This is a genomic window from Burkholderia alba, assembly GCF_034721475.1.
Taxonomy (GTDB): Bacteria; Pseudomonadota; Gammaproteobacteria; order Burkholderiales; family Burkholderiaceae; genus Burkholderia; species Burkholderia alba.
This window is the reverse complement of record NZ_JAWJWL010000006.1, coordinates 66,291-89,574: the sequence shown is the minus strand read 5'-3', so window position 1 is coordinate 89,574 and position 23,284 is coordinate 66,291. Positions and strand designations below refer to the sequence as shown.

21 protein-coding genes are annotated in these 23,284 nt (G+C 67.4%); 14 read left to right on the top strand and 7 right to left on the bottom strand.

The genetic code is table 11. From position 1 onward, the window contains the following. Positions 1 to 53 precede the first annotated feature (53 nt). On the bottom strand, positions 54 to 1,268 hold the full coding sequence (locus RZR99_RS08385; RefSeq protein WP_323119287.1) for a cation:proton antiporter: 1,215 nt from the start codon (positions 1,266 to 1,268) through the stop codon (positions 54 to 56). Positions 1,269 to 1,975: 707 nt separating this feature from the next. Next, on the bottom strand, positions 1,976 to 3,940 hold the full coding sequence (gene mnmC / locus RZR99_RS08380) for a bifunctional tRNA (5-methylaminomethyl-2-thiouridine)(34)-methyltransferase MnmD/FAD-dependent 5-carboxymethylaminomethyl-2-thiouridine(34) oxidoreductase MnmC (RefSeq protein ID WP_323119286.1): 1,965 nt from the start codon (positions 3,938 to 3,940) through the stop codon (positions 1,976 to 1,978). 391 nt (positions 3,941 to 4,331) lie between these two features. Between mnmC and RZR99_RS08375 the strand changes: the two genes are divergently transcribed. After that, on the top strand, positions 4,332 to 4,610 hold the full coding sequence (locus RZR99_RS08375) for an HU family DNA-binding protein (RefSeq protein WP_006401505.1): 279 nt from the start codon (positions 4,332 to 4,334) through the stop codon (positions 4,608 to 4,610). 102 nt (positions 4,611 to 4,712) lie between these two features. Here RZR99_RS08375 and RZR99_RS08370 read toward each other — a convergent pair whose 3' ends face one another. Then, positions 4,713 to 6,014, bottom strand: coding sequence for a GTP-binding protein (locus tag RZR99_RS08370; protein WP_323119285.1), 1,302 nt, complete (start codon positions 6,012 to 6,014; stop codon positions 4,713 to 4,715). A 277-nt stretch (positions 6,015 to 6,291) separates the two neighbouring features. Beyond that, on the bottom strand, positions 6,292 to 6,753 hold the full coding sequence (locus tag RZR99_RS08365; protein WP_323119284.1) for a lytic transglycosylase domain-containing protein: 462 nt from the start codon (positions 6,751 to 6,753) through the stop codon (positions 6,292 to 6,294). Between the two features lie 394 nt (positions 6,754 to 7,147). Between RZR99_RS08365 and gspD the strand changes: the two genes are divergently transcribed. The 3 genes from gspD to gspF are packed head-to-tail and all read left to right on the top strand — an operon-like array spanning position 7,148 to position 12,172. Beyond that, entirely contained in the window at positions 7,148 to 9,445 is a 2,298-nt protein-coding gene (gene gspD / locus RZR99_RS08360) for a type II secretion system secretin GspD (protein WP_323119283.1), read from the top strand. Further along, positions 9,442 to 10,950, top strand: a complete 1,509-nt coding sequence (gene gspE / locus RZR99_RS08355) for a type II secretion system ATPase GspE (RefSeq protein WP_323119282.1) — start codon at positions 9,442 to 9,444, stop codon at positions 10,948 to 10,950. Before gspD ends, gspE begins: the two co-directional genes overlap by 4 nt. Before the next feature lie 4 nt (positions 10,951 to 10,954). Beyond that, positions 10,955 to 12,172 carry a type II secretion system inner membrane protein GspF gene (gene gspF, locus RZR99_RS08350; RefSeq protein WP_323119281.1) on the top strand — a complete coding sequence of 406 codons (1,218 nt, stop codon included), beginning with the start codon at positions 10,955 to 10,957 and terminating at the stop codon, positions 12,170 to 12,172. An 86-nt stretch (positions 12,173 to 12,258) separates the two neighbouring features. On the opposite strand, the gene RZR99_RS08345 is transcribed toward gspF, so the two are convergent. After that, on the bottom strand, positions 12,259 to 12,669 hold the full coding sequence (locus RZR99_RS08345) for a hypothetical protein (RefSeq protein ID WP_323119280.1): 411 nt from the start codon (positions 12,667 to 12,669) through the stop codon (positions 12,259 to 12,261). Between the two features lie 158 nt (positions 12,670 to 12,827). Here RZR99_RS08345 and gspG point away from each other — a divergent pair, with 158 nt between their 5' ends. From gspG to RZR99_RS08305, 8 genes are all read left to right on the top strand, one after another. Next, on the top strand, positions 12,828 to 13,280 hold the full coding sequence (gspG, locus tag RZR99_RS08340; protein ID WP_323119279.1) for a type II secretion system major pseudopilin GspG: 453 nt from the start codon (positions 12,828 to 12,830) through the stop codon (positions 13,278 to 13,280). 43 nt (positions 13,281 to 13,323) lie between these two features. After that, positions 13,324 to 13,833, top strand: coding sequence for a GspH/FimT family pseudopilin (locus RZR99_RS08335; RefSeq protein WP_323119278.1), 510 nt, complete (start codon positions 13,324 to 13,326; stop codon positions 13,831 to 13,833). Positions 13,834 to 13,835: 2 nt separating this feature from the next. Further along, positions 13,836 to 14,246 (top strand): type II secretion system minor pseudopilin GspI, encoded by a 411-nt coding sequence (gspI, locus tag RZR99_RS08330; protein WP_323119277.1) that lies wholly within the window; start codon positions 13,836 to 13,838, stop codon positions 14,244 to 14,246. Next, the gene (locus RZR99_RS08325; protein WP_323119276.1) at positions 14,224 to 14,925 is read left to right on the top strand and encodes a PulJ/GspJ family protein; all 702 of its coding nucleotides are present in this window, start codon (positions 14,224 to 14,226) and stop codon (positions 14,923 to 14,925) included. Before gspI ends, RZR99_RS08325 begins: the two co-directional genes overlap by 23 nt. A gap of 64 nt (positions 14,926 to 14,989) precedes the next feature. Next, positions 14,990 to 16,063 carry a type II secretion system minor pseudopilin GspK gene (gene gspK / locus RZR99_RS08320; protein ID WP_323119474.1) on the top strand — a complete coding sequence of 358 codons (1,074 nt, stop codon included), beginning with the start codon at positions 14,990 to 14,992 and terminating at the stop codon, positions 16,061 to 16,063. Between the two features lie 24 nt (positions 16,064 to 16,087). Beyond that, entirely contained in the window at positions 16,088 to 17,503 is a 1,416-nt protein-coding gene (gene gspL, locus RZR99_RS08315; RefSeq protein WP_323119275.1) for a type II secretion system protein GspL, read from the top strand. Further along, positions 17,500 to 18,003: a type II secretion system protein M gene (locus RZR99_RS08310; protein ID WP_323119274.1), complete on the top strand. Its 504-nt coding sequence runs from the start codon at positions 17,500 to 17,502 to the stop codon at positions 18,001 to 18,003. Before gspL ends, RZR99_RS08310 begins: the two co-directional genes overlap by 4 nt. 85 nt (positions 18,004 to 18,088) lie before the next feature. Beyond that, positions 18,089 to 18,874, top strand: coding sequence for a type II secretion system protein N (locus RZR99_RS08305; RefSeq protein ID WP_323119273.1), 786 nt, complete (start codon positions 18,089 to 18,091; stop codon positions 18,872 to 18,874). 20 nt (positions 18,875 to 18,894) lie between these two features. On the opposite strand, the gene RZR99_RS08300 is transcribed toward RZR99_RS08305, so the two are convergent. Continuing rightward, entirely contained in the window at positions 18,895 to 20,433 is a 1,539-nt protein-coding gene (locus RZR99_RS08300; RefSeq protein WP_323119272.1) for an efflux transporter outer membrane subunit, read from the bottom strand. 198 nt (positions 20,434 to 20,631) lie between these two features. Then, positions 20,632 to 20,907 carry a multidrug ABC transporter ATPase gene (locus RZR99_RS08295; RefSeq protein ID WP_323119271.1) on the bottom strand — a complete coding sequence of 92 codons (276 nt, stop codon included), beginning with the start codon at positions 20,905 to 20,907 and terminating at the stop codon, positions 20,632 to 20,634. 204 nt (positions 20,908 to 21,111) lie between these two features. On the opposite strand from RZR99_RS08295, the gene RZR99_RS08290 reads away from it, so the two are divergent. Continuing rightward, positions 21,112 to 21,606: a MarR family winged helix-turn-helix transcriptional regulator gene (locus tag RZR99_RS08290; protein WP_323119270.1), complete on the top strand. Its 495-nt coding sequence runs from the start codon at positions 21,112 to 21,114 to the stop codon at positions 21,604 to 21,606. Between the two features lie 118 nt (positions 21,607 to 21,724). Further along, positions 21,725 to 23,284, top strand: a complete 1,560-nt coding sequence (locus RZR99_RS08285) for a DHA2 family efflux MFS transporter permease subunit (protein WP_323119269.1) — start codon at positions 21,725 to 21,727, stop codon at positions 23,282 to 23,284.

The following is a 23,284-nucleotide window of genomic DNA, read 5'->3' as shown; positions in this document are numbered from 1 at the left end:
GTTTCCGGAAAACGGGATGAAGGGCGCCCGCCCGGAGGGGGGCGCCGCGCCGGTCAGTTGCTGTCGCGTCGTTCGCCGACGGCGGACAGGCAGCGGTAGACGAGCAGCGGGCCCGCCAGCTGCAGGACCACGATCGAACACATGACGACCGCGCGCAGTTGCGGATCGAAATTCGGATAAAGCTGGTAGGTATCGTCGGTCAGCAGGTACGCGAGCGCGGACATCGGCGCAAGCGACAGCCCCAGCGCGATGCCCTGCTTGGTGCCGATGCCGCTCGGCTTCGCGAACGCGAGCACGCCGACCAGCTTCGCGACGAGGCGCGCGACGATCAGCACGGCGGCGATCAGGCCGCCCGTCGCGATGTCCCGCCATTCGAACGACGTGAGCGTCAGCACGAACAGGATGACTGTCAGCAGCCAGCCCGCGGTGCCGAAGTGCTCGGGCCACAGCTGCGGCCGCGCTTCGAGATTCTTCACGATAATCCCGGCCAGCAGCAGCGTCAGCATGGTCGACAGCTTGAGCGCCTGCGCAACTGCGATCGCAAGCACGACGAGACCGAACAGCGCGACGAACGAATGCTCGTCGCGCATCGTCGACGCGACGTGCCGGAACAGGAAGTTGCACGCGCGCGCGAACAGGTAGGCGACGATCAGCGAGCCGACCAGCAGATAGATCGGCTGGATGATCGTCGCGAACACGTTGCCGTAGGCTTCCTGATGCAGCCAGCTGGTCACGAGCTTGGTCAGCACGACCGCGTACACGCTATTGAGCGCCGACAACGTGATGAGGCGCTGCGACACCTGCCCTTCGGCGCGCAGCTCGGTCTTGAGCTGGATCACCATTGCCGGCGATGTCGAGATCGCGATCGCCGCGAGCACGATCGCGATCATGGCGGGGACGTTGAGCAGCAGCAGCGCGACGAGCACGAATACGAAGGTGAGCGTGGCTTCCGCGAGACTCGATGCGATCAGCCAGGGATTGCGGCGGATCCAGCGCAGGTCGAGTCGGCTGCCGAGTTCGAACAGCAGCAGGCCGAGCGCCACGTTGATCAGGAGCCGGGATGTCTCGTCGGTGCTCGCGTCGATCACGCCGAAACCGAACGAGCCGGCGATGAGCCCGATCACCGCATAACCGGTGATGCGCGGCAGGCGCCAGGCGCGATAGCAGAGCTCGCCGCACAGGCCGGCGGCGAAGAGCGCGAAGCCGGCCCAGAAAATGGCGTCCGGCGCGAGCGGCCAACTGGGCAGGAATGAGAATGCCGACTTCATCGTGGTGACTTCTCCTTTGGAAGGCAACCGCCAGCGACGCAATGGGCAAGCGAAATGAACGAGTGATGCGCGCTGGCTGAGTCGTTGCCCCGTTATTAGTCGTGGTGTGACGGCAGGACAGGGGTAAAGCCTGCATCGCGGCAAAGGGGCGATGTCGGGTCAGGCTCGCGGCCGGTCTGGCATGCCGGCCTGGTGTGCGGAAGGAAAGCGAGATCTCAAATCTTCAGATCCGGATCTGCGCCAACCGTTCCGTTGATGCACCCGCGGCACATGGCCATGGGTACGCGAAGGAAACTGATTGTGCCACAGCTCAGGCGGTCCGGACCGAATTTACCCGGACCTGGCCAACCGGCAGGGGCTGGGCTGTTTACGTATAGGTTTACCTGTATGTATACGTAGTAGCAGTTAACAAGCCCCCCGAATTTCTGTGGATAACTTCTGTTTACGCTGCCGGATCATAGGCTTGCGTGACGCATAACAGGATGCACAGCCTGTTCGTCCGCACAGGGTTTCATTGAGTAACTTTTTGCGTACTGTGCGGCTGTGCGAAGTTACCCCGTTTACGTCCACATCGACTGCACAAGGATTGAGCATTCAATTCGCACAGTTATCCACAGATCGGCGTGGATAACTGTGCGCGGCGGTGTAGGCGCGGAGCTGTGCGAGCGACCCGGATGCGGAGAAAAATGGGCGTCGGGATGCGATGCTCAGGCGAGGTCGCCCTGCCTGAGCGCGCGGATCAGGAAGCGTGCGGGATCGATCGCTTCGGCCAGGTCGCGTTCGACGGGCCACGGCTCGCCTTCGATTTGACAGGCGATCAATTCGGCGCCGAGCGCGGCCCAGATGAGACCGCGCGAGCCGTAGCCGAAGGCGCCGTACAAGCCCGCGGCGCGCGGCACGTCGCGCGGCTGGGCGCCGCTCAGCGCCTGCGCGTGGGCAGCGGCCGCGGCTTCGTCGCCGAGCGGTCCGATCAGCGGTAGCCGGTCGCTCGCGACGCAGCGGAAGGCAACCCGGCCGGCAAGCGTCTCGGCGTCGAAGCCGGCGGCGGCAAACTGCGGTAGCAGTTGTTCGAGCCGGGCCAGGTTTTCTCGATGGCCCGAGACGCGTAGAGCGGGGTCCGTATCGTCGGGTTCGTAGGTTGCGCCGGTGAGCGTGACGCCGTCCGCGAGCGGTACCGCGTAGCCGTCGCCGATCACGGGTGCGTCGAGCGCCGGCGTACTGCCCGGCGGCAACAGCGTCAGTTGGCCGCGCACGATCTGGGTCGGCGCGTGACGGAGTCCGGCGATGCGCGCCGCTTCGCCCGCGTTGGCGACGATTGCGATGTGCGCCTGCGCGATCGTCGTGCCGTCGGCGTCGAGCGCGCGCCATGCGCCGTCGTCGCCGCGCTCGAGCCGCGCGACGTCGACGCCCGTCAGCCGGGTCACGCGTTGACCGGCCATCTCGCACTGCGCGGCCGCGAGCGCGGCGGGCCGGACCGAGCCGCCTTCCGGGAACAGCCAGCCGCCCCGAGCGACTGTCGCGTGCAGCCGCTCGCCCGCCGCGTCGCGCGACAGCATCGACGCCAGTTCGGCGGGCAGATCCAGCGCGTCGAGCGCGGCGCGCATCCTGTCGAATTCGTCGTCGGACGATGCGAGTTGCACGAGCCCTCGCGTGCTGCGCTCGAAGGTGTGGCCCGCAAGTTCGAGCGCGCGCCAACCTGTCAGCGCATGGAAAAAGCCTGTGCGCGACAGGCGCGCGGCGAGATTGTCGTCGCGCGCGATCAGCGGATGAAACACGCCGGCGGGATTGCCCGACGCCTCGTTCGCCAGGACCGGATGGCGCTCGATCAGCGTCGCGTGCCAGCCTCGAGCGGCGAGCCGTTCGACGATCGCGCAGCCGGCGAGCCCCGCGCCGATCACAAGCGCGTCGCGGCGCTCGACCGGAAACGCACGCGGCGGCTCGTGACGCCGCACGCGCCAGCGCGGCGCGAATTCGCCGACGAGCATCGCGCGCTTGCTAGCGAAACCGTCGATCTTCCGATAGCGGAAACCGGCGGCATCGAGCGCGCGCTTCACGTCGCCCGCACTCGTATAGGTTGCAAACGTCGCGTGTTCGTCGGCGAGCCGTGCAAGCGATCTGAAGACGGAGGGCGACCACATGTCGGGATTTTTCGACGGGGCGAAGCCGTCGAGATAGAACGCATCGGCGCGCAGCACGAGGTTCGGCAGCACCGTCCCCACGTCGCCGAATGCGAGCGTCAGCGTGACGCCGCCGGCGTCGAATGCGAGCCGGTGCAGACCGGGCGTGAGGACGGGCCAGCTATCCACGAGCGCATCGACGAGCGGATAGATAGTTGTGTCCGCAACGAAATGGCGTGCCGCGCGACGTAGATCGTCGCGCGAGAACGGATGCTTTTCGACGGAGACGAAGTGGAGCCGCTCGCACCGCTCGGGGTCGGCCCGCCACGCGGCCCAGGTCGCGAGAAAATTGCACCCCATGCCAAAACCGGTCTCGACGATCGTGAAGATGCGCCGTCCGCGCCAGCGCTGCGGCAGGTTGTTGCCCTGCAGGAAAACGTACCGGGCCTGCTCGAGCGCGCCGGCCTCGCTGTGATAGATGTCGCCGTAATCCTGTGAAACGAGCGTGCCGTCTTCACGGAAAGCGAGCGTCGCTGGAACGATTCGGTCGGGCATGCGAAACAAAAAAGAGTGACGCCGAAATGCGGCGAACCGCCGCGCAAGCCCCGTCCAGCTTGGCGTTGGCAAAAACCAACGGCGCCGCGCGCGGGCCGTTCGCGCGGCGCGGCGCGGCGGGTTTGCACTGATCGGAAACCGCGCGGCCGAGGAATCATTTGGCAAAATCCGGATGAAAATCTTTGAAACCCTTGTCGTTATTGGGTTTGCGCTGCGCTATCATAGCAAGCGCCGTATCACGGGGCCTGTCGCAGGCCGGCCTGGCGGTACGTCGCGCGGCGCAGTATTCGGCGCTGTGCCGTCGCTACCAACTATCGACGGCACGGTTCGCGCACGTATAATCGGCGCGTTCGCGCTGTTCGTGTCAACCTAACCTGAGAAAGGAACCTTAATGAACAAACAGGAACTGATCGACGCCGTCGCCGCTCAGACGGGCGCCAGCAAGGCTCAAACCGGCGAAACGCTGGACACGCTCCTCGAAGTCATCAAGAAGGCTGTGTCGAAAGGCGACGCGGTGCAACTGATCGGCTTCGGCAGCTTCGGTTCGGGCAAGCGTGCGGCACGCACGGGCCGCAACCCGAAGACGGGTGAAACCATCAAGATCCCGGCAGCCAAGACGGTCAAGTTCACGGCTGGCAAAGCGTTCAAGGACGCAGTGAACAAGCGCTGAATTCCGCGTTTGCGAATGAAAAAACCCGCCTGCGAGCGGGTTTTTTCGTCAGTGCGCGCAGCTTTTTCACCACACTGCGCGGCCCTTTTCAAGATTTAACGATCAGTGGCGATGCACGATTTCGGCGTCGCCGTCGTGGTCATGATCGTGGTCGTGATCATCGTCGTGCTCATCGATGTCCCACGCGGGGAACGGGTCCGGGTAATGCGACCATGCCGCTTGACCCAGCGCGTATTCGTCGTCGGTCAACAGGCACGCATCGAATCGCGCGCACCATGCGGCCGCATCGATGCCGATTCCGATCAGCACGAGTTCCTGGCGGCGATCGCCGATCGACGCGTCGTCCAGATCGCCGTGCCAGTCGGCGCGAATTTCGGCGAACAGTTCGTCGTCGTGCGCCGGCCATTCGGCGCGGTCCTGCGCAGCCCACCACAATCCCGCCGGACCGTGCCGGCACACTCCGCCCGCCTGCGAGAGCGAGCCGGCGACGTCGGCGCGGGTCGCGAGCCAGAAGAAACCCTTGCTGCGCAGCACCCCCTTCCATTCCTGATGCAGCAGCGTCCAGAACCGTTCGGGATGAAACGGGCGACGCGCGCGATAGACGAAATTGCCGATGCCGTATTCGTCGGCTTCGCCGTGCGGATGCGCATGGCCATGCGCGTGATCGTGATGGTCGAGCGACGCGAGCCATCCCGGCGCGCTGGCCGCCGCGTCGAAATCGAAGCGGCCGGTATCGAGCACTTCCGCGAGCGGCACATCGCCGAATCGGCTCACCACCTGCCGCGCGCGCGGATTGAGGCTCGCGAGAATCTTCTGCAGGCGGCCGAGTTCGTCGGCGTCGACGAGGTCGGCCTTGTTGACGACCAGGACGTCGCAGAATTCGATCTGTTCGATCAGCAGCTCGACAAGCGTGCGGTCGTCTTCGTCGGTCGCGGCGATGCCGCGCTCGGCGAGTGCGTCGTCGCATCCGTAGTCGCGCAGGAAATTGAATGCATCGACCACCGTGACCATCGTGTCGAGGCGCGCGAGGTCGCCGAGCGTCGTGCCGTCGTCGTCGACGAACGTGAAGGTCTCCGCGATCGGCATCGGCTCTGCGATACCGGTCGATTCGATCAGGATCGCGTCGAAGCGGCCTTCGCCGGCCAACTGACGGATCTCGACGAGCAGATCGTCGCGCAGCGTGCAGCAGATGCAGCCGTTCGACATCTCGACGAGGCGCTCCTCGACATGCGACAGCGCGGCCGCGTCGCGAACCAGCGATGCGTCGATATTGACGGCGGCGAGGTCGTTGACGATCACGGCGACCCGCAGGCCGGCGCGATTGGCGAGGATATGGTTGAGCAGCGTGGTCTTGCCGGCGCCGAGGAAGCCGGACAGCACGGTGACGGGCAACGGCTGATTCATTGCGGTACGCACCAACGAAAAGAGAGAAAAGCGACCGCGTCGCAGCCGCAAAAAGGGGCGGCACCGGCTGGCGGCCGGGGCGCCGGGCGGCGCGAACGAACGGTGTGAAGCCGCATTGTGCATCAAACGCGGCGGCCGGGGCGTCGATCCGGCCACGGTCGGGCCGCCGGTGCCGATGCCCGTCAGCCGGGCCGCGCGTGGGCCGGCCGTCTCGTCGGGTATTCGGCCGCGAAGGCGGCCGAGTCGGTCGGAAGGCCCCACCGCGGCGCGGCTTCGCTTATTCCGAGGCTTCCTGTGCCGGGAGCAGCTTCTTCCACCGGACGAGAATATCGGCGATCTGCTTCGCGTATTTGTCGCGCAGCGGCGGTGTTTCCGAGTGGTAAGCCCCGACCGCTTGCCAGGTGTTGCCGTACTTGTCCATCTTGCGGCGCAGATGCCACGCGGCGATATAGACGTTCTTGCAGGGCTCCATCAGCGTGCTGCGCGTGATGCCGTACTGGGCCAGCGTGGGCAGGTGGATCGAGTTGATCTGCATGATCCCGTAGTCGATCGAGCCGTTCGCGTTCTTGTTCAGCGCGTCTGGGCGATTACGCGATTCTTGCCAGGCAATCGCACGCAGGATCAGCGGATTCACCTTCTGATACTTGGCAGCCTCGTCGTAGCAATCGGCGTGCGCGGGCGAACTGGCAAACCAGGCGCCGGCAGCGAGTATCGCGATTAAGGAAGGCCGCGTCATCATCTTGAAAATAAATGGCTGGTTTGTTTACCCTCGGCACCCGGGATCGGGAAAACCCGAAGACGGTTTTCGCGCGGAGCGACTGTGCCGCCCGTATCATACCGGCTGCCGGACGGCGCGCCACGACGGCGCATACGGACTGCAGGTTCTGACAGGTACGGGTTATACCGCCTTTTTGTTTCGGTTCTTCTCTGATTAACGAAGGCGGAAACGCGCATGCGAAGGAGGAAACTTACATGCCGCATACGATGTTCGAAGTTTTTTATGTCGTAAGTGAGACGGTCCTCAGTTCAATGTGATATTTCGGACATGAAAAGCTGCTAATGTCTGCGTTTTGAAATTGACACTTGTAATACACCGTCGGATACGGCCACCGCCGGCATCGATCTACTACTCCATGACAAGAACTCGCTTTGTTTTGCGGCGCGTCGCAACGGCGCTCGTCGTCGCTGGAATTGTCGCCGCGCAGGCCGCACATGCCCAGGTCACGCTCAACTTCGTCAACGCGGATATCGACCAGGTCGCCAAGGCGATCGGCGCCGCGACGGGCAAGACGATCATCGTCGACCCCCGGGTCAAGGGCCAGCTGAACCTCGTGTCCGAACGGCCGGTGCCCGAGGATCAGGCGTTGAAGACGCTGCAGTCCGCGCTGCGGATGCAGGGCTTCTCGCTGGTCCAGGATCACGGCGTGCTGAAGGTGGTGCCCGAGGCGGACGCGAAGCTGCAGGGCGTGCCGACCTATGTCGGCAATTCGCCGCAGGCGCGCGGCGACCAGGTCATCACGCAGGTGTTCGAGCTGAGGAGCGAATCGGCCAACAACCTGCTGCCGGTGCTGCGGCCGCTGATCTCGCCGAACAATACGATCACCGCATACCCGGCCAACAACACGATCGTCGTCACCGATTACGCCGACAATGTCCGCCGGATTGCGCAGATCATCGCTGGAGTGGACAACGCGGCCGGCGCCCAGATCGTCGTCGTGCCGCTGAAGAACGCCAACGCGATCGACATCGCGACCCAGCTCGGCAAGCTGCTGGATCCGGGCGCGATCGGCAATACCGACGCCACGCTCAAGGTCACCGCGACCGCCGACCCGCGGACCAACTCGGTGCTGCTGCGGGCGTCGAACGGCTCGCGCCTCGCGGCTGCGAAGAAGCTCGTCGAGCAGCTCGACGCGCCGAGCGCGGTGCCGGGCAACATGCACGTCGTGCCGCTGCGCAATGCCGATGCGGTGAAGCTGGCCAAGACGCTGCGCGGGATGCTCGGCAAGGGCAGCGGCGACAGCAATTCGTCGGCCAGCTCGAACGATGCGAACTCCTTCAACCAGAACGGCTCGTCGTCGAGCGGCAGCAATTTCTCGACGGGTTCGTCGGGCACCCCGCCGTTGCCGTCGGGCGGGCTGGGTTCGTCGTCGGGCAGCGGCGGCTCGTCGTCCAACGGCGGCATGGGTAGCGGCGGCCTGCTCGGCGGCGACAAGGACAAGGGCGACGACAACCAGCCGGGCGGGATGATCCAGGCCGACGCGGCGACCAATTCGCTGATCATCACGGCGCCGGACGCGGTCTACCGCAACCTGCGCGCGGTGATCGACCAGCTCGATGCGCGCCGGGCGCAGGTCTATATCGAAGCGCTGATCGTCGAGCTGAATTCGACGACGAGCGCCAACCTCGGGATTCAGTGGCAGATCGCGAACAATGCGCTGTACGCGGGCACGAGCCTGAATTCGACCGGCGCGAACGGTGCGGCCGGCGGCAATTTCATCAACAACCCGACCGGGTCCACCACGCTGACCCCGCTTGCCGTCGCCGGCGCGCTCACGCCGGGCCTGAACATCGGCTGGCTGCGCAACATGTTCGGCATCCAGGGGCTCGGCGGGCTGCTACAGATGTTCGCGGGCTCGAACGATGCCAACGTGCTGTCGACGCCTAACCTGATCACGCTCGACAACGAGGAAGCGAAGATCGTCGTCGGTCAGAACGTGCCGGTGGCGACGGGCTCGTATTCGAACCTCACGAGCGGCACGACGGCCAATGCGTTCAACACCTACGACCGCCGCGACGTCGGCCTGACGCTGCATGTGAAGCCGCAGATCACCGACGGCGGGATCCTGAAGCTGCAGTTGTATACGGAAGACTCGTCGGTCGTCGCGGGCACCACCAATTCGGCGACCAACCAGGCCGGCCCGACCTTCAACAAGCGTTCGATCCAGTCGACCGTGCTCGCCGACAACGGCGAGATCATCGTGCTGGGCGGCTTGATGCAGGACAACTACAACGTGAACAACAACAAGGTTCCGTTCCTCGGCGACATCCCGTGGATCGGCCAGCTGTTCCGTTCGGAAGGCAAGAGCCGCACCAAGACCAACCTGATGGTGTTCCTGCGCCCGGTGATCATCACCGATCGCAGCACCGCGCAGGCGGTCACGTCGAACCGCTACGACTACATCCAGGGCGTGCAGGGCGCGTACAAGTCGGACAACAACATCATCAAGGACAAGGACGATCCGGTCGTCCCGCCGATGCCGCTCGGCCCGAGCCAGGGCGTGTCGCCGGCGATGAACCTGTTCGATCTCGACAAGATGCGCCGCCAGCAGGCGGCGCCGCCCGCGAGCGCGAGCGCACCTGCCGCGGCGCCCGCGGGATCGGTTCCGTTCGGCACGGTGCCGGCCACGGCGTCGCCGGGAGCCCAGCCGTGACACCCGCGCTCGAAGCGGCCACCCACGGCCAGCCGGACGCGGCGGCGGGCGAGCGCGCGGCGCCGTCGCCGCTCGCCGCGCGGCTGCTGCCGTACGGCTTTGCGAAAGCCGGTCAGATCCTGATCGCGCATCAGCACGCGGATACGCTCGAGGTATGGATCAGCGAGCGTACGAGCGACGCGGCGCTGGCCGAGGTCGCGCGCAACTTCGGCGCGGTGTCGGTGCAGCGGCTGCCGGCCGCGGACCTCGCGCAGGCGATCAATCAGGCGTACGCGCGCCAGGACGGCAGCGCGGCGCAGGTGGTCGGCGAGGTCGAAGGCGAAGTCGACCTGTCGCGGCTGATGCAGGACATCCCCGAAGTCGAGGATCTGCTCGAATCGGAAGACGACGCGCCGATCATCCGGATGATCAACGCGCTGCTCACGCAAGCGGCACGCGAACAGGCATCGGACATCCACATCGAGCCGTTCGAGAATGCATCGGTGGTGCGCTTTCGCGTCGACGGCACGCTGCGCGATGTCGTGCGTCCGAAGAAGGCGCTGCACGGCGCGCTGATCTCGCGGATCAAGATCATGGCGCAGCTCGACATCGCCGAGAAGCGCCTGCCGCAGGACGGCCGGATCACGCTGCGGGTCGGCGGGCGTCCGGTTGACGTGCGGGTGTCGACGCTGCCGACCGGGCACGGCGAACGCGCGGTGCTGCGGCTGCTGGAAAAGGACGCGGCGCGGCTGAATCTCGAAGCGCTCGGGATGGGCCGCGACACGCTCGCCGAATTCGACAAGCTGATTTCCCGTCCGCACGGCATCGTGCTCGTCACGGGCCCGACGGGCTCGGGCAAGACAACGACGCTGTATGCGTCGATGTCGCGGCTCGAAACGGCCACCACCAACATCATGACGGTCGAGGATCCGATCGAATACGACCTGGGTGGCATCGGCCAGACCCAGGTGAACGAACGGATCGGCATGACCTTCGCGCGCGCGCTGCGCTCGATCCTGCGGCAGGATCCGGACGTCATCATGATCGGCGAAATCCGCGACCTCGAAACCGCGCAGATCGCGGTGCAGGCGTCGCTGACGGGCCACCTGGTGCTGGCGACGCTGCATACCAACGACGCGGCGTCCGCCGTGACCCGGCTTACCGACATGGGCGTCGAACCCTACCTGCTCGCGTCGTCGCTGCTGGGCGTGCTCGCGCAGCGGCTGGTGCGCCAGCTCTGTCCGGCGTGCAAGGAGGAGCGGCACGAGGACGGCCGCACGGCGTGGCATCCGGTCGGCTGCGACAAGTGCAGCCACTCGGGCTACTCGGGCCGGCGCGGCGTGTATGAACTGCTGGTCGTCGACGAACCGATCCGGTCGCTGATCCACCGCAACGCGGCCGATGCGGAGATCCTCGCGACCGGCCGTGCGGGCGGCATGCGCACGCTACGCGACGACGCCGAGCGCTGGCTCGCGGCGGGCGCCACGTCGTTCGAGGAAGTGCTGCGTGTGACAGGAGGCGCATAGCGCGATGCCGGCATTCCGTTTCGAAGCAATCGATTCAGCGGGGCGTGCGCAGAAAGGAGTCATCGAAGCCGACAGCGCGCGGTCCGCCCGCGGCCAGTTGCGCACGCAAGGGCTGACGCCGCTCGTCGTCGAACCGGCGGCGAGCCGCACGCGCGGCGAGCGCAGTCAGCGGCTCGCGCTCGGCCGCAAGCTGTCGCAGCGCGAGCAGGCGATCCTGACCCGCCAGCTCGCGAGCCTGCTGACGGCCGGCCTGCCGCTCGACGAAGCGCTGTCCGTGCTGACCGAACAGGCCGAGCGCGACTACATCCGCGAACTGATGGCGGCGATCCGCGCCGAGGTGCTGGGCGGCCATTCGCTCGCGAACGCGCTCGGCGAGCACCCGCGCGATTTTCCCGAGATCTACCGCGCGCTGGTGTCGGCCGGCGAGCACACCGGCAAGCTCGGCATCGTGCTGTCGCGGCTCGCCGACTACATCGAGGAGCGCAACGCGCTGAAGCAGAAGATCGTGCTCGCATTCACCTACCCGGCGATCGTGACCCTGATCGCGCTCGGCATCGTCACGTTCCTGCTGAGCTATGTGGTGCCGCAGGTCGTCAACGTGTTCGCGAGCACCAAGCAGCAGCTGCCGCTGCTCACGATCGTGATGATGGGGCTGTCCGACTTCGTCCGGCACTGGTGGTGGGCGATGCTGATCGCGGTGGCCGTGATCGTCTATCTGGTGAAAGCGACGCTGTCGCGCGACGGTCCGCGTCTCGCGTTCGACCGCTGGCTGCTGACCGCGCCGCTGCTCGGCAAGCTGGTGCGCGGCTACAACACGGTGCGTTTCGCGAGTACGCTCGGCATTCTGAGCGCAGCCGGCGTGCCGATCCTGCGCGCGTTGCAGGCTGCCGGCGAGACGCTGTCGAACCGCGCGATGCGCGGCAACATCGACGATGCGATCGTGCGGGTTCGCGAAGGCTCCGCGCTGTCGCGCGCGCTGAACAACGTGAAGACGTTCCCACCCGTGCTGGTTCACCTGATTCGTTCGGGCGAAGCGACGGGCGACGTGACGACGATGCTCGACCGCGCGGCGGAAGGCGAATCGCGCGAACTGGAGCGCCGCACCATGTTCCTGACGAGTCTGCTCGAACCGCTGCTGATCCTGGCGATGGGCGGCATCGTGCTGGTGATCGTGCTGGCGGTGATGCTGCCGATCATCGAACTGAACAACATGGTGCAGTAAGGCGGGATGGCGGGAAGCGGAGATCGACAGGAGGGGGTGGCCGCCCCGGCATCATGCGGGAGCGGCCGGGATGCGGCGCCGGGCGTTCAGCGAACGTAGATGGCGGGCGACGGCGTGTTGGTGGGCAGGAAGATTTCGGAGCGGGCGCCGTTGCGGTCGACGATGACCGAGCGGTCGCGCACCTCGGCGAGCGTCGTGCCCTGGGCGACTTCGCCGCCGAGCGAGATCGCGCGCGGGGCGTCGCTGCCGGTACCGATGATGGCTGCCGCGCCGCGCTGCAGCGCGAGGATGCCGAACAGGTGGATGTCCTGCACCGGGTTGTGCGTCAGCTGGCCGCCGAACAGCACCGCGGCGTCCTCGGTGCGGGCCGGCGCATGGGCGGCGGCGGCGGGTAGAGGGGCCTGATGCGCGGACACCGTGACGACCCAATAAGTGGCCGTCGCGCAGAGTACCGCGAAGAGGGCAAGGGAAAGGATCCGGATCGAGAGCGCGTTCATGTGCCCTATTGTACGGATGAATGTGAAATTTGCGTTGAGTGAAAGACTAAAGCCCGGCCAGCCTTACAATGCGGCTTCACACGGGCAGGCGCGGCCTTCCGGCACGCCGTCCGCGTTCATCGCTCATCGATCATTTTTTTAAAAAGAGGTAGTTACTCATGCAAACGTGGATCACTCGCCGCTCGCAGGCCGCACGCCGTCAGCGCGGCTTCACGCTGATCGAAATCATGGTGGTGGTGGCGATTCTCGGCATTCTCGCGGCGCTGATCGTGCCGAAGATCATGAGCCGTCCGGATCAGGCCCGCGCGGTCGCCGCGAAGCAGGACATCGGCACGATCATGCAGGCGCTCAAGCTGTACCGTCTCGACAACGGCCGCTACCCGACGCAGGATCAAGGCCTCGGCGCGCTGATCGCGAAGCCGACCAACGATCCGATTCCGAACAACTGGAAGGACGGCGGCTATCTCGAGCGTCTGCCGAACGACCCGTGGGGCAATGCGTACAAGTACCTGAACCCCGGCGTGCACGGCGAGATCGACGTGTTCAGCTACGGCGCGGACGGCAAGGAAGGCGGCGAAGGCAACGATGCCGACATCGGCTCGTGGCAGTGAGCGATTGACGGCACGTCCCCAGGCACGCCCACCGGCTTCCTTCATGCACGACTCCGGCACGACTCCCCTTCGCGGCCCCGCTCCACGGGCGGGCTTCCGTCGGAACGGACGCGGCTTCACGCTGCTCGAGATGCTGGTCGTGCTCGTGATCGCGGGCCTGCTCGTGTCGCTCGCGTCGCTGTCGATGCGGCGCAATCCTCGCACCGATCTGCGCGAAGAAGCGCAGCGGCTCGCGCTGCTGTTCGAAACGGCGGGCGACGAGGCACAGGTGCGCGCTCGCCCGATCGCATGGCAGCCCACCGAGCGCGGCTTCAGCTTTGACGTGCGCACGGCCGACGGCTGGCGCCCGCTGCGCGACGACCTGCTGCGCCCGCGCGGCTGGGACGGCGGCGTCACGGGCGCCGCGATCGACTATCCGGGTTCGGACACGCAGCCCGCCCGGATCGTGTTCGGCACCGAAAGTATCGACACGCCGGTGCGCGTGACGCTCTATTCCGCGGTAGGCAGCGCGGTGATCGTCGGCACCGGCAACGGCCGCTACGAGGTGCGCTGACGATGCGTGTCCTCCCGGTTCCTTTCATGCCCCGCCGCCGCGCCGCGCGCGGTTTCACGATGATCGAGGTGCTGGTCGCGCTCGCGATCATCGCCGTCGCGCTGGCCGCGTCGATCCGCGCGGTCGGCACGATGGCGACGGAAGCCTCCGAACTGCACGAACGTCTGCTGGCCGGCTGGAGCGCCGACAACGCGCTCGCCCAGTTGCACCTCGCGCACGCGTGGCCCGAGATCGGCGAGCAGAGCTTCGACTGTTCGCAGGGCAACGTGCCGATGACCTGCACGCAGCGCGTGAGTTCGACGCCCAACCCGGTGTTCCGGCGGGTCGAGGTCGCGGTCACGCTGAACGGCCGCAAGGGCGTGCTCGCGCAAATGGTGACGGTGGTGGCGAATGAAACCAGCCGTTCGCTCTGAGCGCGCGCCGCGCCGCACGCGTGCCGCGGGCAACCCCCGTGGGGTGCGCGGCTTCACGCTGATCGAGCTGATGATCGCGATCACGATTCTCGCGGTCGTCGCGATCCTGTCGTGGCGCGGGCTCGACCAGATCATGCGCGGCCGCGACAAGGTATCGAGCGCGATGGAGGACGAGCGCGTGTTCGCGCAGATGTTCGACCAGATGCGCATCGACGTGCGTCGCGCGGCGACGGACGACGAAGCCGGCGAGCCGGCCGTGCGGGTCGCGGGCGACACGCTGCAGATCGTGCGCGACCTCGATGCGCCGGACGCGGCGCCGCGCCTGCAGGTGGTCCGCTACCGGATCTCCAACGGCCGCGTCGTGCGCTTCGCGTCGCCGCCGATCGGCAACGTCAACGAATTGCGCAGCGCGCTGCGCGGCGGCGACACCGAGGGCTGGAGTTCGGTGCCGCTGATGCGCGGCGTCGGCGCGATCACCGCGCGCCTGTATGTACCGAAGGTCGGCTGGACCACCAGCATGCCCGACGCCGACGATGCGCTCGCGCAGAACAACAACGCGCTGAAGGTGCCGCTGCTCGGCAATGCGCCGCCGCCGCGCGCGGTGACGGGGCTCGAGGTGAGCATCGGCGCGACGTCGCTGAAAGTGCCCGTCACGCGCATTTTCCTGGTGGGCGAGTGATATGCGTGCCTCCTTCCCGCCCCGCTCCGCTTCCCGTTCGCGCCGCACCGGCCGCGCGGCCGTCATCGGCCCGCAACGCGGCGTTGCGATCATCACCGCGCTGCTCGTCGTCGCGCTGTCGGCGATCCTGGTGTCCGGCATGCTGTGGCGCCAGCAGGTGCAGATCCGCCGGATCGAGAACCAGCGGCTGATCGCGCAGGCGCAGTGGGTCGCGCGCGGCGCGCTCGACTGGACCCGGATGATCCTGCGCTCCGAGGGCGACACCGCGCCGGGCGTGACCTACCTGGGCGGCATCTGGGCGGTGCCGATCGCGAAGACCAAGCTGTCCGATTTCCTCGGCAAGATCGGCGTGACGGATGCGCGCGACGGGTCCGACACCTATCTGTCCGGCTCGATCGAGGATGCGCAGGCGAAGTTCAACCTGCGCAATCTCGTGACCTCGCCCGCGCCCGGCCAGTTGCAGCTGAACGCCTCGCAGGTGCAGACGTTCCAGCGGCTGCTGCTGTCGCTCGGGCTGGATTCGCAGCTCGCGAAGATCGTCGCGCGATACGTGCGCTCGGGGCTGTCGCAGTCGGCGACGCGCTTCCAGTCGGCGGCGCTGCCCGGTTCGGCGAGCGCGCCCGCGGTGATGCCGGACGGCGGCGGCACCACCGGCAACGGCAACTTCACCGACGATCCGGGTTCGTCCGACAGCAACGACAGCCGCGGGCCCGCGCCGTTGATGATGACGAGCGTCGATTCGCTGCTCGACGTGGACGGCTTCACGCCCGAGATGGTCGAACGGCTGCGCCCGTTCGTCACCGTGCTGCCGACGACCACGCCGGTCAACCTGAATACCGCGCCCGCCGAAGTGATCGCGGCGCTGGTGCCGGGCATGTCGGTGTCGTCGGCGCAGTCGCTCGTGTCGCGCCGCGAGACCGTGTTTTTCCGTAACGTCGGCGACGTGCAGCTCGCGCTGCGCGGCGCGGGCGCGCCGAACGCGAACCTCGATTCGAGCCAGATCGACGTCACGACCAGCTATTTCATCGTGCGCGGCCGGATCGAACACGATCGCGCGGAGGTGGATCGCACGTCGCTCGTGTATCGTGATCCGACCACGCATACGACGCGGATCGTCCGCGTCCGCGATCAGCTATAACAACGCCATTCGGGAGAGGAGCTCTTGAGCACGTTGATTGTTTTACTGCCGCCGCGCGAGCCGGCCGTGTCGTTGCAGGAATGGCAATGGCCCGAGCTGTCGTTCGCGCTGATCGACAAGGGCGGCCATCTGCAGCGCGCGGGTCGCGCGTCGCTGGCCCTGCTGCCGCACGCGGCCTCGGCGGTGCTCGTCGTCGCCGCGCGCGACCTGCTGATGCTGGCGACGGCCGTGCCGCCGTTGAAGGGGCAGAAGCTCAAGCAGGCGCTGCCGAACATCGTCGAGGATCAGCTGATCCAGGATCCGCAAGGCTGCCACATCGCGCTCGATCCCGCCGCGCTCGACGACGGCCGCCGGGTGCTGGCGATCGTCGATCGCGGATGGTTCAAGTTCGTCATCGAGGCCTTCACGGCCGCGGGCCATCGCCATATGCGCGCGGTGTCCGCGACCCGCTGCCTGCCGTTGCCGACAGCCCCCGTGCAGCGCGAAACCGATGCGCTCGCCGCGGTCAGCGAGGCGGCGGCCGCTGCCGCGCTGGACGGCGAAGCGACCGAAGCCGCCGGCTCGGGCGATCCGGCCGTCGAGACCGCCCCGCCGCGCGAGGCGGTGGTGGCCGTGGTGCTCGGCATCGCCGAAACCGCCGCGCCGTCGCTCGCGGAAGAATCGGCGCTGGCTCCCGCGGCGCCCGCCGCGCCGCGTCTCGAACTGGCGCTCGCGCGCGGTCGGCTGGGCGAAGGGTTCGCCGCGCCGGCCACCGCCGCGCACGCGACGCTCGCGGCGCTGACGGGCGGCGCGCCGCTCGAGCTGTACGAGCTTGGCGAACCGGGCGCGGAGCCGCAGCTGTCGTCGGTGAAGCAGCGCGACGACGCGCGCTTGCTGGCCGGGGCGGCCAACCTGCCGTTCGATACGTTCGCGCGCCGCGCGCTCGACGAGCGGTTCGACCTGTGCCAGTTCGAATTCGAAGTCACGCCGTGGCGCTTCGACCGCGCGACGCTCAAGCGCCTGCGCGTGCCGATCGCGCTTGCCGCGCTGTCGCTGCTGGTGGCGCTCGTCGGCATGAATCTCGATTGGTGGAAGCTGTCGCGCGAGCGCGATGCGCTGTCCGCGCAGATCACCGAGACGCTGCTGTCCGCGTTCCCGAAGACCACGACGGTGCTCGATCCGGCCGCGCAGATGTCGCGCCAGCTCGATCAGCTGAGGGTGTCCGCCGGCGAATTGTCGCCGAACGATTTTCTGTCGCTCGCGAGCGGCGTATCGCGTTCGCTCGGGCCGCTGCCCGCGAACGGCATCGCGTCGCTCGACTATCACGATCGCCGTCTCGACGTCGGGTTCAAGCCCGAGGTCAAGGTCGATCCCGATTTCAACCAGCGTCTGGCGCGCAACGGTCTCACGGGCGAGATCGACAGCAGCACGGGCAAGTGGACTATCCGGAGCCGGTCATGAAAGCCGAGCTGAACGAAACCTGGACCAACTTCTGGGAAGGCCGCACCGGCCGCGAGAAGGTGATGATCGGCTGGGGCGGCGCGCTGCTGCTGCTGGCGATCGCCTATTCGATGCTGTGGTCGCCCGCGCAGGATGGCCGCGACAAGATCCGGCGCGAGTTGCCGACGATGCAGCGCCAGCTCGCGCAGATGACCGCGCAGGCGAACGAGGCGCGATCGCTGGCCGCCGCCGCGCAGGGCGTCGCGCCGACCGGGCTCGCGCTGAAGGACGCGCTCACCGCGTCGCTGTCCGATCACGGACTGGCCGCCGCGCAGCTGCAGATCGTCGGCAGCGGCGTGCAGATCCAGTTGAAGAACGCGGCGTTTCCCGTCTGGACGCAGTGGCTCGACGACGTGCGCCGGCAGTTCAAGGTGCAGGTCGGCGAAGCGCACGTGACCGCGCTGAAGGCGGACGGCCAGGTCGACCTGAGCGCGGTGATGCAGCCTGCCGCGGCGAAATGAGCGCGCCGATGCGGAGAATGATGGACACGGGTTCGATGAAGCCGGGGCGCCTAGCCGGCGCACGTTGCGCGGGGCGCCTCTTTCGATGACACGCTGGATGCGCCTGCGCGCTGCTCTGCCGTGGATCGCCGCGGGCGGCCTCGCGATCCTGCTGACGCTCGTGACGCTGCTGCCCGCCGCGTGGGTCACGCCGCAATTCGCGCAGGCGACGGGCGGGCACGTGAATCTCGTCAATCCGTCCGGTTCGCTGTGGGAAGGCTCGGCGACGCTGCTGCTTGCGCCGGGCGCGGATCGCAGCGCGTCGACGCTGCTGCCGGGCCGGGTCGAATGGCACACGCAGTTCTGGCCGCTGTTCACCGGGCGGGTGCGGATGCAGATGCGCCAGACCGATGCGATGCCCAATGCGGTGACGCTCGATGCGACGCTGCGCGGCGCGGTGCTGTCCGCCGGGTCGATGTCGGTGCCCGCGTCGCTGCTGGCCGGGCTCGGCACGCCGTTCAACACGCTCGACCTGCAGGGCGACGTGCGGATCGACTGGAGCGACTGGCGGCTGTTCGGCAACGACGCGTTCGGCCAGATGACCGTGACGATTACCGACATGACGTCGCGCGTGTCGCGCGTGAAGCCGCTCGGCTCCTATCGCGCGGTGCTGCAGGCGCAGGGCGCGGCATCCACGCTCGATCTGACGACGCTCAAGGGGCCGCTGCTCATGACGGGGCGCGGCACCTTCGGCCCGAATCAGGCGTCGTTTCGCGGCAGCGCAAGCGCGACGCCCGAACAGCGCGACAATCTCGCCGGGCTGCTGAACCTGCTCGGTCATCCGGTCGGCGACGGATCGGTGTCGCTGATCTACGGCGACGCCGCGCGGTGAGCGCGGGCGCCTGAGCGGCGTCAGTTCTGCGCGACCGGCACGGCTATCGGGGCGCTTGCGGCGGGCACGCTGGACGCCGGCAACGCGGCGGGTGCCTGCGCGCTGCCCGTCTCGCGGGCCATCTGCGACACATCCCAGCCGCCGCCGAGCGCCTTCACGAGTCCCACCGACGACACCATCCGCTGCCCCGCCAGGCTTTCGAGCTTCTGTTTCGCGCTGAACGCGGTGGTTTGCGCGGTCAGCACGTTCAGGTACGCGACGGTGCCCGCCTTGTACTGATTCAGCGTGATGTCGAGCGCGTGCTGCGCGGAATCGACCGCTTGCCGCTGCACGACGACTTCGCGCTCCAGGATTCGCAGCGACGCGAGGTTGTCCTCGACGTCCTGGAATGCCGACAGCACGGTCGACCGGTAGGTCGCGACGTCCTGGTCGTAGGTCGCGCGCGCGGCGTCGGTCTGCGCGGCGCGCAGGCCGGCGTCGAACAGCGTCGCGGCCAGCTGCGGCCCGACGGTCCACATGCGCGACGGCAGCGTGAACAGCTGCGACAGCACCGAATTCTGGAAGCCGCCCGTCGCCGACAGCGTGAGGGTCGGGAAAAACGCGGCGATCGCGACACCGATCTGCTCGTTCGCGGCGGCCGCGCGCCGCTCTGCCGCGGCGACGTCCGGGCGCCGTTCGAGGATCGCCGACGGCACTTCGAGCGGCGTGGTCGGCGGCTCGGCCGTGAGCGGCATCGCCGGCAGCGAGAACGTCGACGCGGGTTCGCCGATCAGCGTGGCGATCGCGTGCTCGTACTGCGCGCGGGCGACCCCGTTGTCGATCGCGGCGGCCTGGGCCGATTGCAGCTGGGTCTGCGCCTGGATCACGTCCGCGCGGGCCGCGACGCCTTGCGCATACTGGTTTTCGGTGAGTTGCAGCGATTTCTGGTACGACGCGACGGTTTCGTCGAGCAGCTGCTGCGCGGAATCGGCGGCGCGCAGCTGGAAGTAGGTTTGCGCGAGCGTCGCCTGCGCGGACAGCCGCGCGTTCGCCAGATCGGCCGCCGCCGCGGCCTCCCCCGCCTTCTGCGCGCCGACCGTGCGGCTGACCTTGCCCCACAGGTCCGGCTCCCACGACGCGTCGAGACCGGCGTTGAAGCTGTTGCTGACGGTGCGGGATGCGCTGCTGCCGTTCGACGATACCGCGCTGCCGGAACGGGTGCCGCCCGCCGTCAGGCCGAGGGTCGGGAAATACGACGCGCGGGCTTCGGCGACGAGCGCGCGGGCTTGCCGGTAGGCCGCCGCGTATTGCGCGACGGTCTGGTTCGATGCGTTGAGCCGGGTTACCAGCGTATCGAGCTGCGGATCGTCGTAGACGGACCACCATGCGCCGCGGTCGGTGCGGTCGTCCGGCTGCGCGACCTTCCAGCCGGCCGGCGCTTCCTTGAACGCGGCGGGCACCGGCGTGTCCGGACGGTGGTAGTCGGGCCCGACGGCGCAGCCGGCAAGCAGCGCGGCGGCGGCAACGGCAACCGCCGCGCTCAGCGTGCGGGGTGCGCGCGGTTGGGGGGCAAACGGCATGTTCTGGATTCCTGTCGAGGCGGCCACCCGTGGGTCGGGCATGCGGACGATGCGGCCGAGTCGCGCGGGGCGTGGCCGAAATGGTAACTGACGGATGCGGGAATGCGCAGATGTAAGGGTAAAGCGGGGACGGGGTGCGATGTGTTACCGGTGCGGATGACCGGTTTACCGCCCGTTACGGGCGGCGGGGCGGGCGATTCACGGGCAGCGGACGGCGGGCGCGGCGGCGGCCGGCCACGGTGACGGCTCCTGGACAGAGGCGGTCCGCGAACCCTGCGCGCCCGACTTCGCGGCGCGATGCCGGCGCTGGTCGAACCACGCGAACCCGAGCGCCGCGAGCGAGCCGCCCGGCACGACCAGCATGGCCACGTACAGCGCGATCTTCCAGCCGCGATGCGGGCCGGAGAACACGTGGTGAGCGGTATCGGACAGGTTGCGGCGCAGCGCGCCGGCGGCATTTTTCAGGAACAGCATCGCGGAAATCCTCGGGACGCAGCCGCCGCGGGCGCGGCGCGGTGCGTGGGTCAAAGCGGTCAGAACATCGTCTCGGGCGGCGCTCGCAGCGCATAACTCATTGACTGAAATAATATTGACTATGCAATCAATATTCAAGATACTGGGCGCGTTTTTCCCGGCAATGCACTGTTGCAACGGACGCAACGGAACCCACCACGCACGATGAGCGGACTTTACGACCCCCAGCACATCGAGCTCGAATCGAGCCTCGGCTATTACTTGACGAAGGCGCGGCAAGCGCTCGTCGAGCGGATGGACCGCGCGCTCGGACCGCTCGACCTGACGGCGCAGCAGATCAGCGTGATCCTGCTGCTCGGGCGCGGCTATGCGCGCACGCCGTTCGAGTTGTCGCGCAAGCTGTCCTACGACAGCGGTTCGATGACCCGGATGCTCGACCGGCTGGAGAAGAAGGGCTTCATTGCGCGGACCCGCAGCGCATCGGACCGGCGGGTGATCGAGCTGGCGCTGACCGAACGCGGCGGGCTCGCGGCGCAGGCGCTGCCGGGCCTGATCGCCACCGAACTGAATGCGCAGCTGACGGGGTTTTCCGCCGAGGAGCTGGCGCTGCTGACGAGCCTGCTGCAACGCTTCATCGCCAACGGGCCTGTAACAACGGCCCATGCGTGCGCGCAGCCGGAGGGCGCGCACGCGGACTGACGGAATCGCGCAAAAAGCGACTCAGCGGTCACTTATTTCTCTGTCTGGGCAGAAGATGACAATGCACTTACTGTCCGGACGCAAGAACGCCGGGGCGAGCGCCCCTTAGGAGATGCACATGGCCGCCATGGCCCCCGCCACTGCTCCAGCCGCCGAACCCGCGCCGTTGTCGGGCGGCATCCTTGCGCTGCTGACGATCGGGCTCGCGCTCGGCACCTTCATGGAAGTGCTCGATACGTCGATCGCGAACGTCGCCGTGCCGACGATTTCCGGCAGTCTCGGGGTCGCGACCAGCGAAGGCACCTGGGTCATCTCGTCGTACTCGGTCGCCTCCGCGATCGCCGTGCCGCTGACCGGCTGGCTCGCACGGCGGGTCGGCGAGGTGCGGCTGTTCACGCTGTCGGTGCTCGCGTTCACGATCGCATCGGCGCTGTGCGGCTTCGCGACCAATTTCGAATCGCTGATCGCGTTCCGGCTGCTGCAGGGGCTCGTATCCGGTCCGATGGTGCCGCTGTCGCAGACGATCCTGATGCGCAGCTATCCGCCCGCCAAGCGCGGCCTCGCGCTCGGGCTATGGGCGATGACGGTGATCGTCGCACCGATCTTCGGCCCCGTGATGGGCGGCTGGATCACCGACAACTACACGTGGCCGTGGATTTTCTACATCAACCTGCCGATCGGGATTTTCTCGGCGGTGTGCGCGTACTTCCTGCTGCGCGGCCGCGAGACCAGGACGAGCAAGCAGCGGATCGACGCGATCGGGCTCGCGCTGCTGGTGATCGGCGTGTCGTGCCTGCAGATGATGCTCGACCTGGGCAAGGACCGCGACTGGTTCAATTCGGGCTTCATCGTCGCGCTCGCGCTGATCGCGGTGGTGTCGCTCGCGTTCATGCTGGTCTGGGAGGCGACCGAGAAGGAGCCGGTCGTCGACCTGTCGCTGTTCAAGGACCGCAACTTCGCGCTCGGCGCGATGATCATCTCGTTCGGCTTCATGGCGTTCTTCGGCTCGGTGGTGATCTTCCCGCTGTGGCTGCAGACGGTGATGGGCTACACGGCGGGGCTGGCGGGCCTCGCGACCGCGCCCGTCGGGCTGCTCGCGCTGGTGCTGTCGCCGCTGATCGGCCGCAACATGCACAAGCTCGACCTGCGGATGGTGGCGAGCTTCGCGTTCGTCGTGTTCGCCGGCGTGTCGTTCTGGAATGCGACGTTCACCCTCGACGTGCCGTTCAACCACGTGATCCTGCCGCGTCTCGTGCAGGGGATCGGCGTCGCATGCTTTTTCGTGCCGATGACGACGATCACGCTGTCGAGCGTGTCGGACGAGCGGCTCGCGAGCGCGTCGGGGCTGTCGAACTTCCTGCGCACGCTGTCCGGCGCAATCGGCACCGCGGTCAGTTCGACCTTCTGGGAGAACGACGCGATCTATCATCACGCGGTGCTGTCCGAATCGGTGAACGTCTATGCGCAGAACACGCAGTCGTATCAAAGCGCGCTCGCGCAGCTCGGCATTCTCGGCGACGTGTCGACCGCGCAGATCAACCAGATCGTCACCCAGCAGGGCTTCATGATGGCGACGAACGATTTCTTCCACATCTCGGGGCTCGCGTTCATCGGGCTCGCGGCGCTCGTGTGGGTGACGAAGCCGAGGAAAGGCGCGGGACCGGCAATGGGGCATTGA

Coding starts and splice junctions, on each gene's coding strand:
- RZR99_RS08310 (WP_323119274.1), top strand. CDS start 17,500: ATGAAAGCCGAGCTGAACGAAACCTGGACCAACTTCTGGGAAGGCCGC.
- RZR99_RS08305 (WP_323119273.1), top strand. CDS start 18,089: ATGACACGCTGGATGCGCCTGCGCGCTGCTCTGCCGTGGATCGCCGCG.
- RZR99_RS08290 (WP_323119270.1), top strand. CDS start 21,112: ATGAGCGGACTTTACGACCCCCAGCACATCGAGCTCGAATCGAGCCTC.
- mnmC (WP_323119286.1), bottom strand. CDS start 3,940: ATGCCCGACCGAATCGTTCCAGCGACGCTCGCTTTCCGTGAAGACGGC.
- RZR99_RS08375 (WP_006401505.1), top strand. CDS start 4,332: ATGAACAAACAGGAACTGATCGACGCCGTCGCCGCTCAGACGGGCGCC.
- gspD (WP_323119283.1), top strand. CDS start 7,148: ATGACAAGAACTCGCTTTGTTTTGCGGCGCGTCGCAACGGCGCTCGTC.
- RZR99_RS08300 (WP_323119272.1), bottom strand. CDS start 20,433: ATGCCGTTTGCCCCCCAACCGCGCGCACCCCGCACGCTGAGCGCGGCG.
- RZR99_RS08365 (WP_323119284.1), bottom strand. CDS start 6,753: ATGATGACGCGGCCTTCCTTAATCGCGATACTCGCTGCCGGCGCCTGG.
- RZR99_RS08335 (WP_323119278.1), top strand. CDS start 13,324: ATGCACGACTCCGGCACGACTCCCCTTCGCGGCCCCGCTCCACGGGCG.
- RZR99_RS08345 (WP_323119280.1), bottom strand. CDS start 12,669: ATGAACGCGCTCTCGATCCGGATCCTTTCCCTTGCCCTCTTCGCGGTA.
- gspI (WP_323119277.1), top strand. CDS start 13,836: ATGCGTGTCCTCCCGGTTCCTTTCATGCCCCGCCGCCGCGCCGCGCGC.
- RZR99_RS08370 (WP_323119285.1), bottom strand. CDS start 6,014: ATGAATCAGCCGTTGCCCGTCACCGTGCTGTCCGGCTTCCTCGGCGCC.
- RZR99_RS08325 (WP_323119276.1), top strand. CDS start 14,224: ATGAAACCAGCCGTTCGCTCTGAGCGCGCGCCGCGCCGCACGCGTGCC.
- gspF (WP_323119281.1), top strand. CDS start 10,955: ATGCCGGCATTCCGTTTCGAAGCAATCGATTCAGCGGGGCGTGCGCAG.
- gspG (WP_323119279.1), top strand. CDS start 12,828: ATGCAAACGTGGATCACTCGCCGCTCGCAGGCCGCACGCCGTCAGCGC.
- RZR99_RS08385 (WP_323119287.1), bottom strand. CDS start 1,268: ATGAAGTCGGCATTCTCATTCCTGCCCAGTTGGCCGCTCGCGCCGGAC.
- RZR99_RS08295 (WP_323119271.1), bottom strand. CDS start 20,907: ATGCTGTTCCTGAAAAATGCCGCCGGCGCGCTGCGCCGCAACCTGTCC.
- RZR99_RS08285 (WP_323119269.1), top strand. CDS start 21,725: ATGGCCGCCATGGCCCCCGCCACTGCTCCAGCCGCCGAACCCGCGCCG.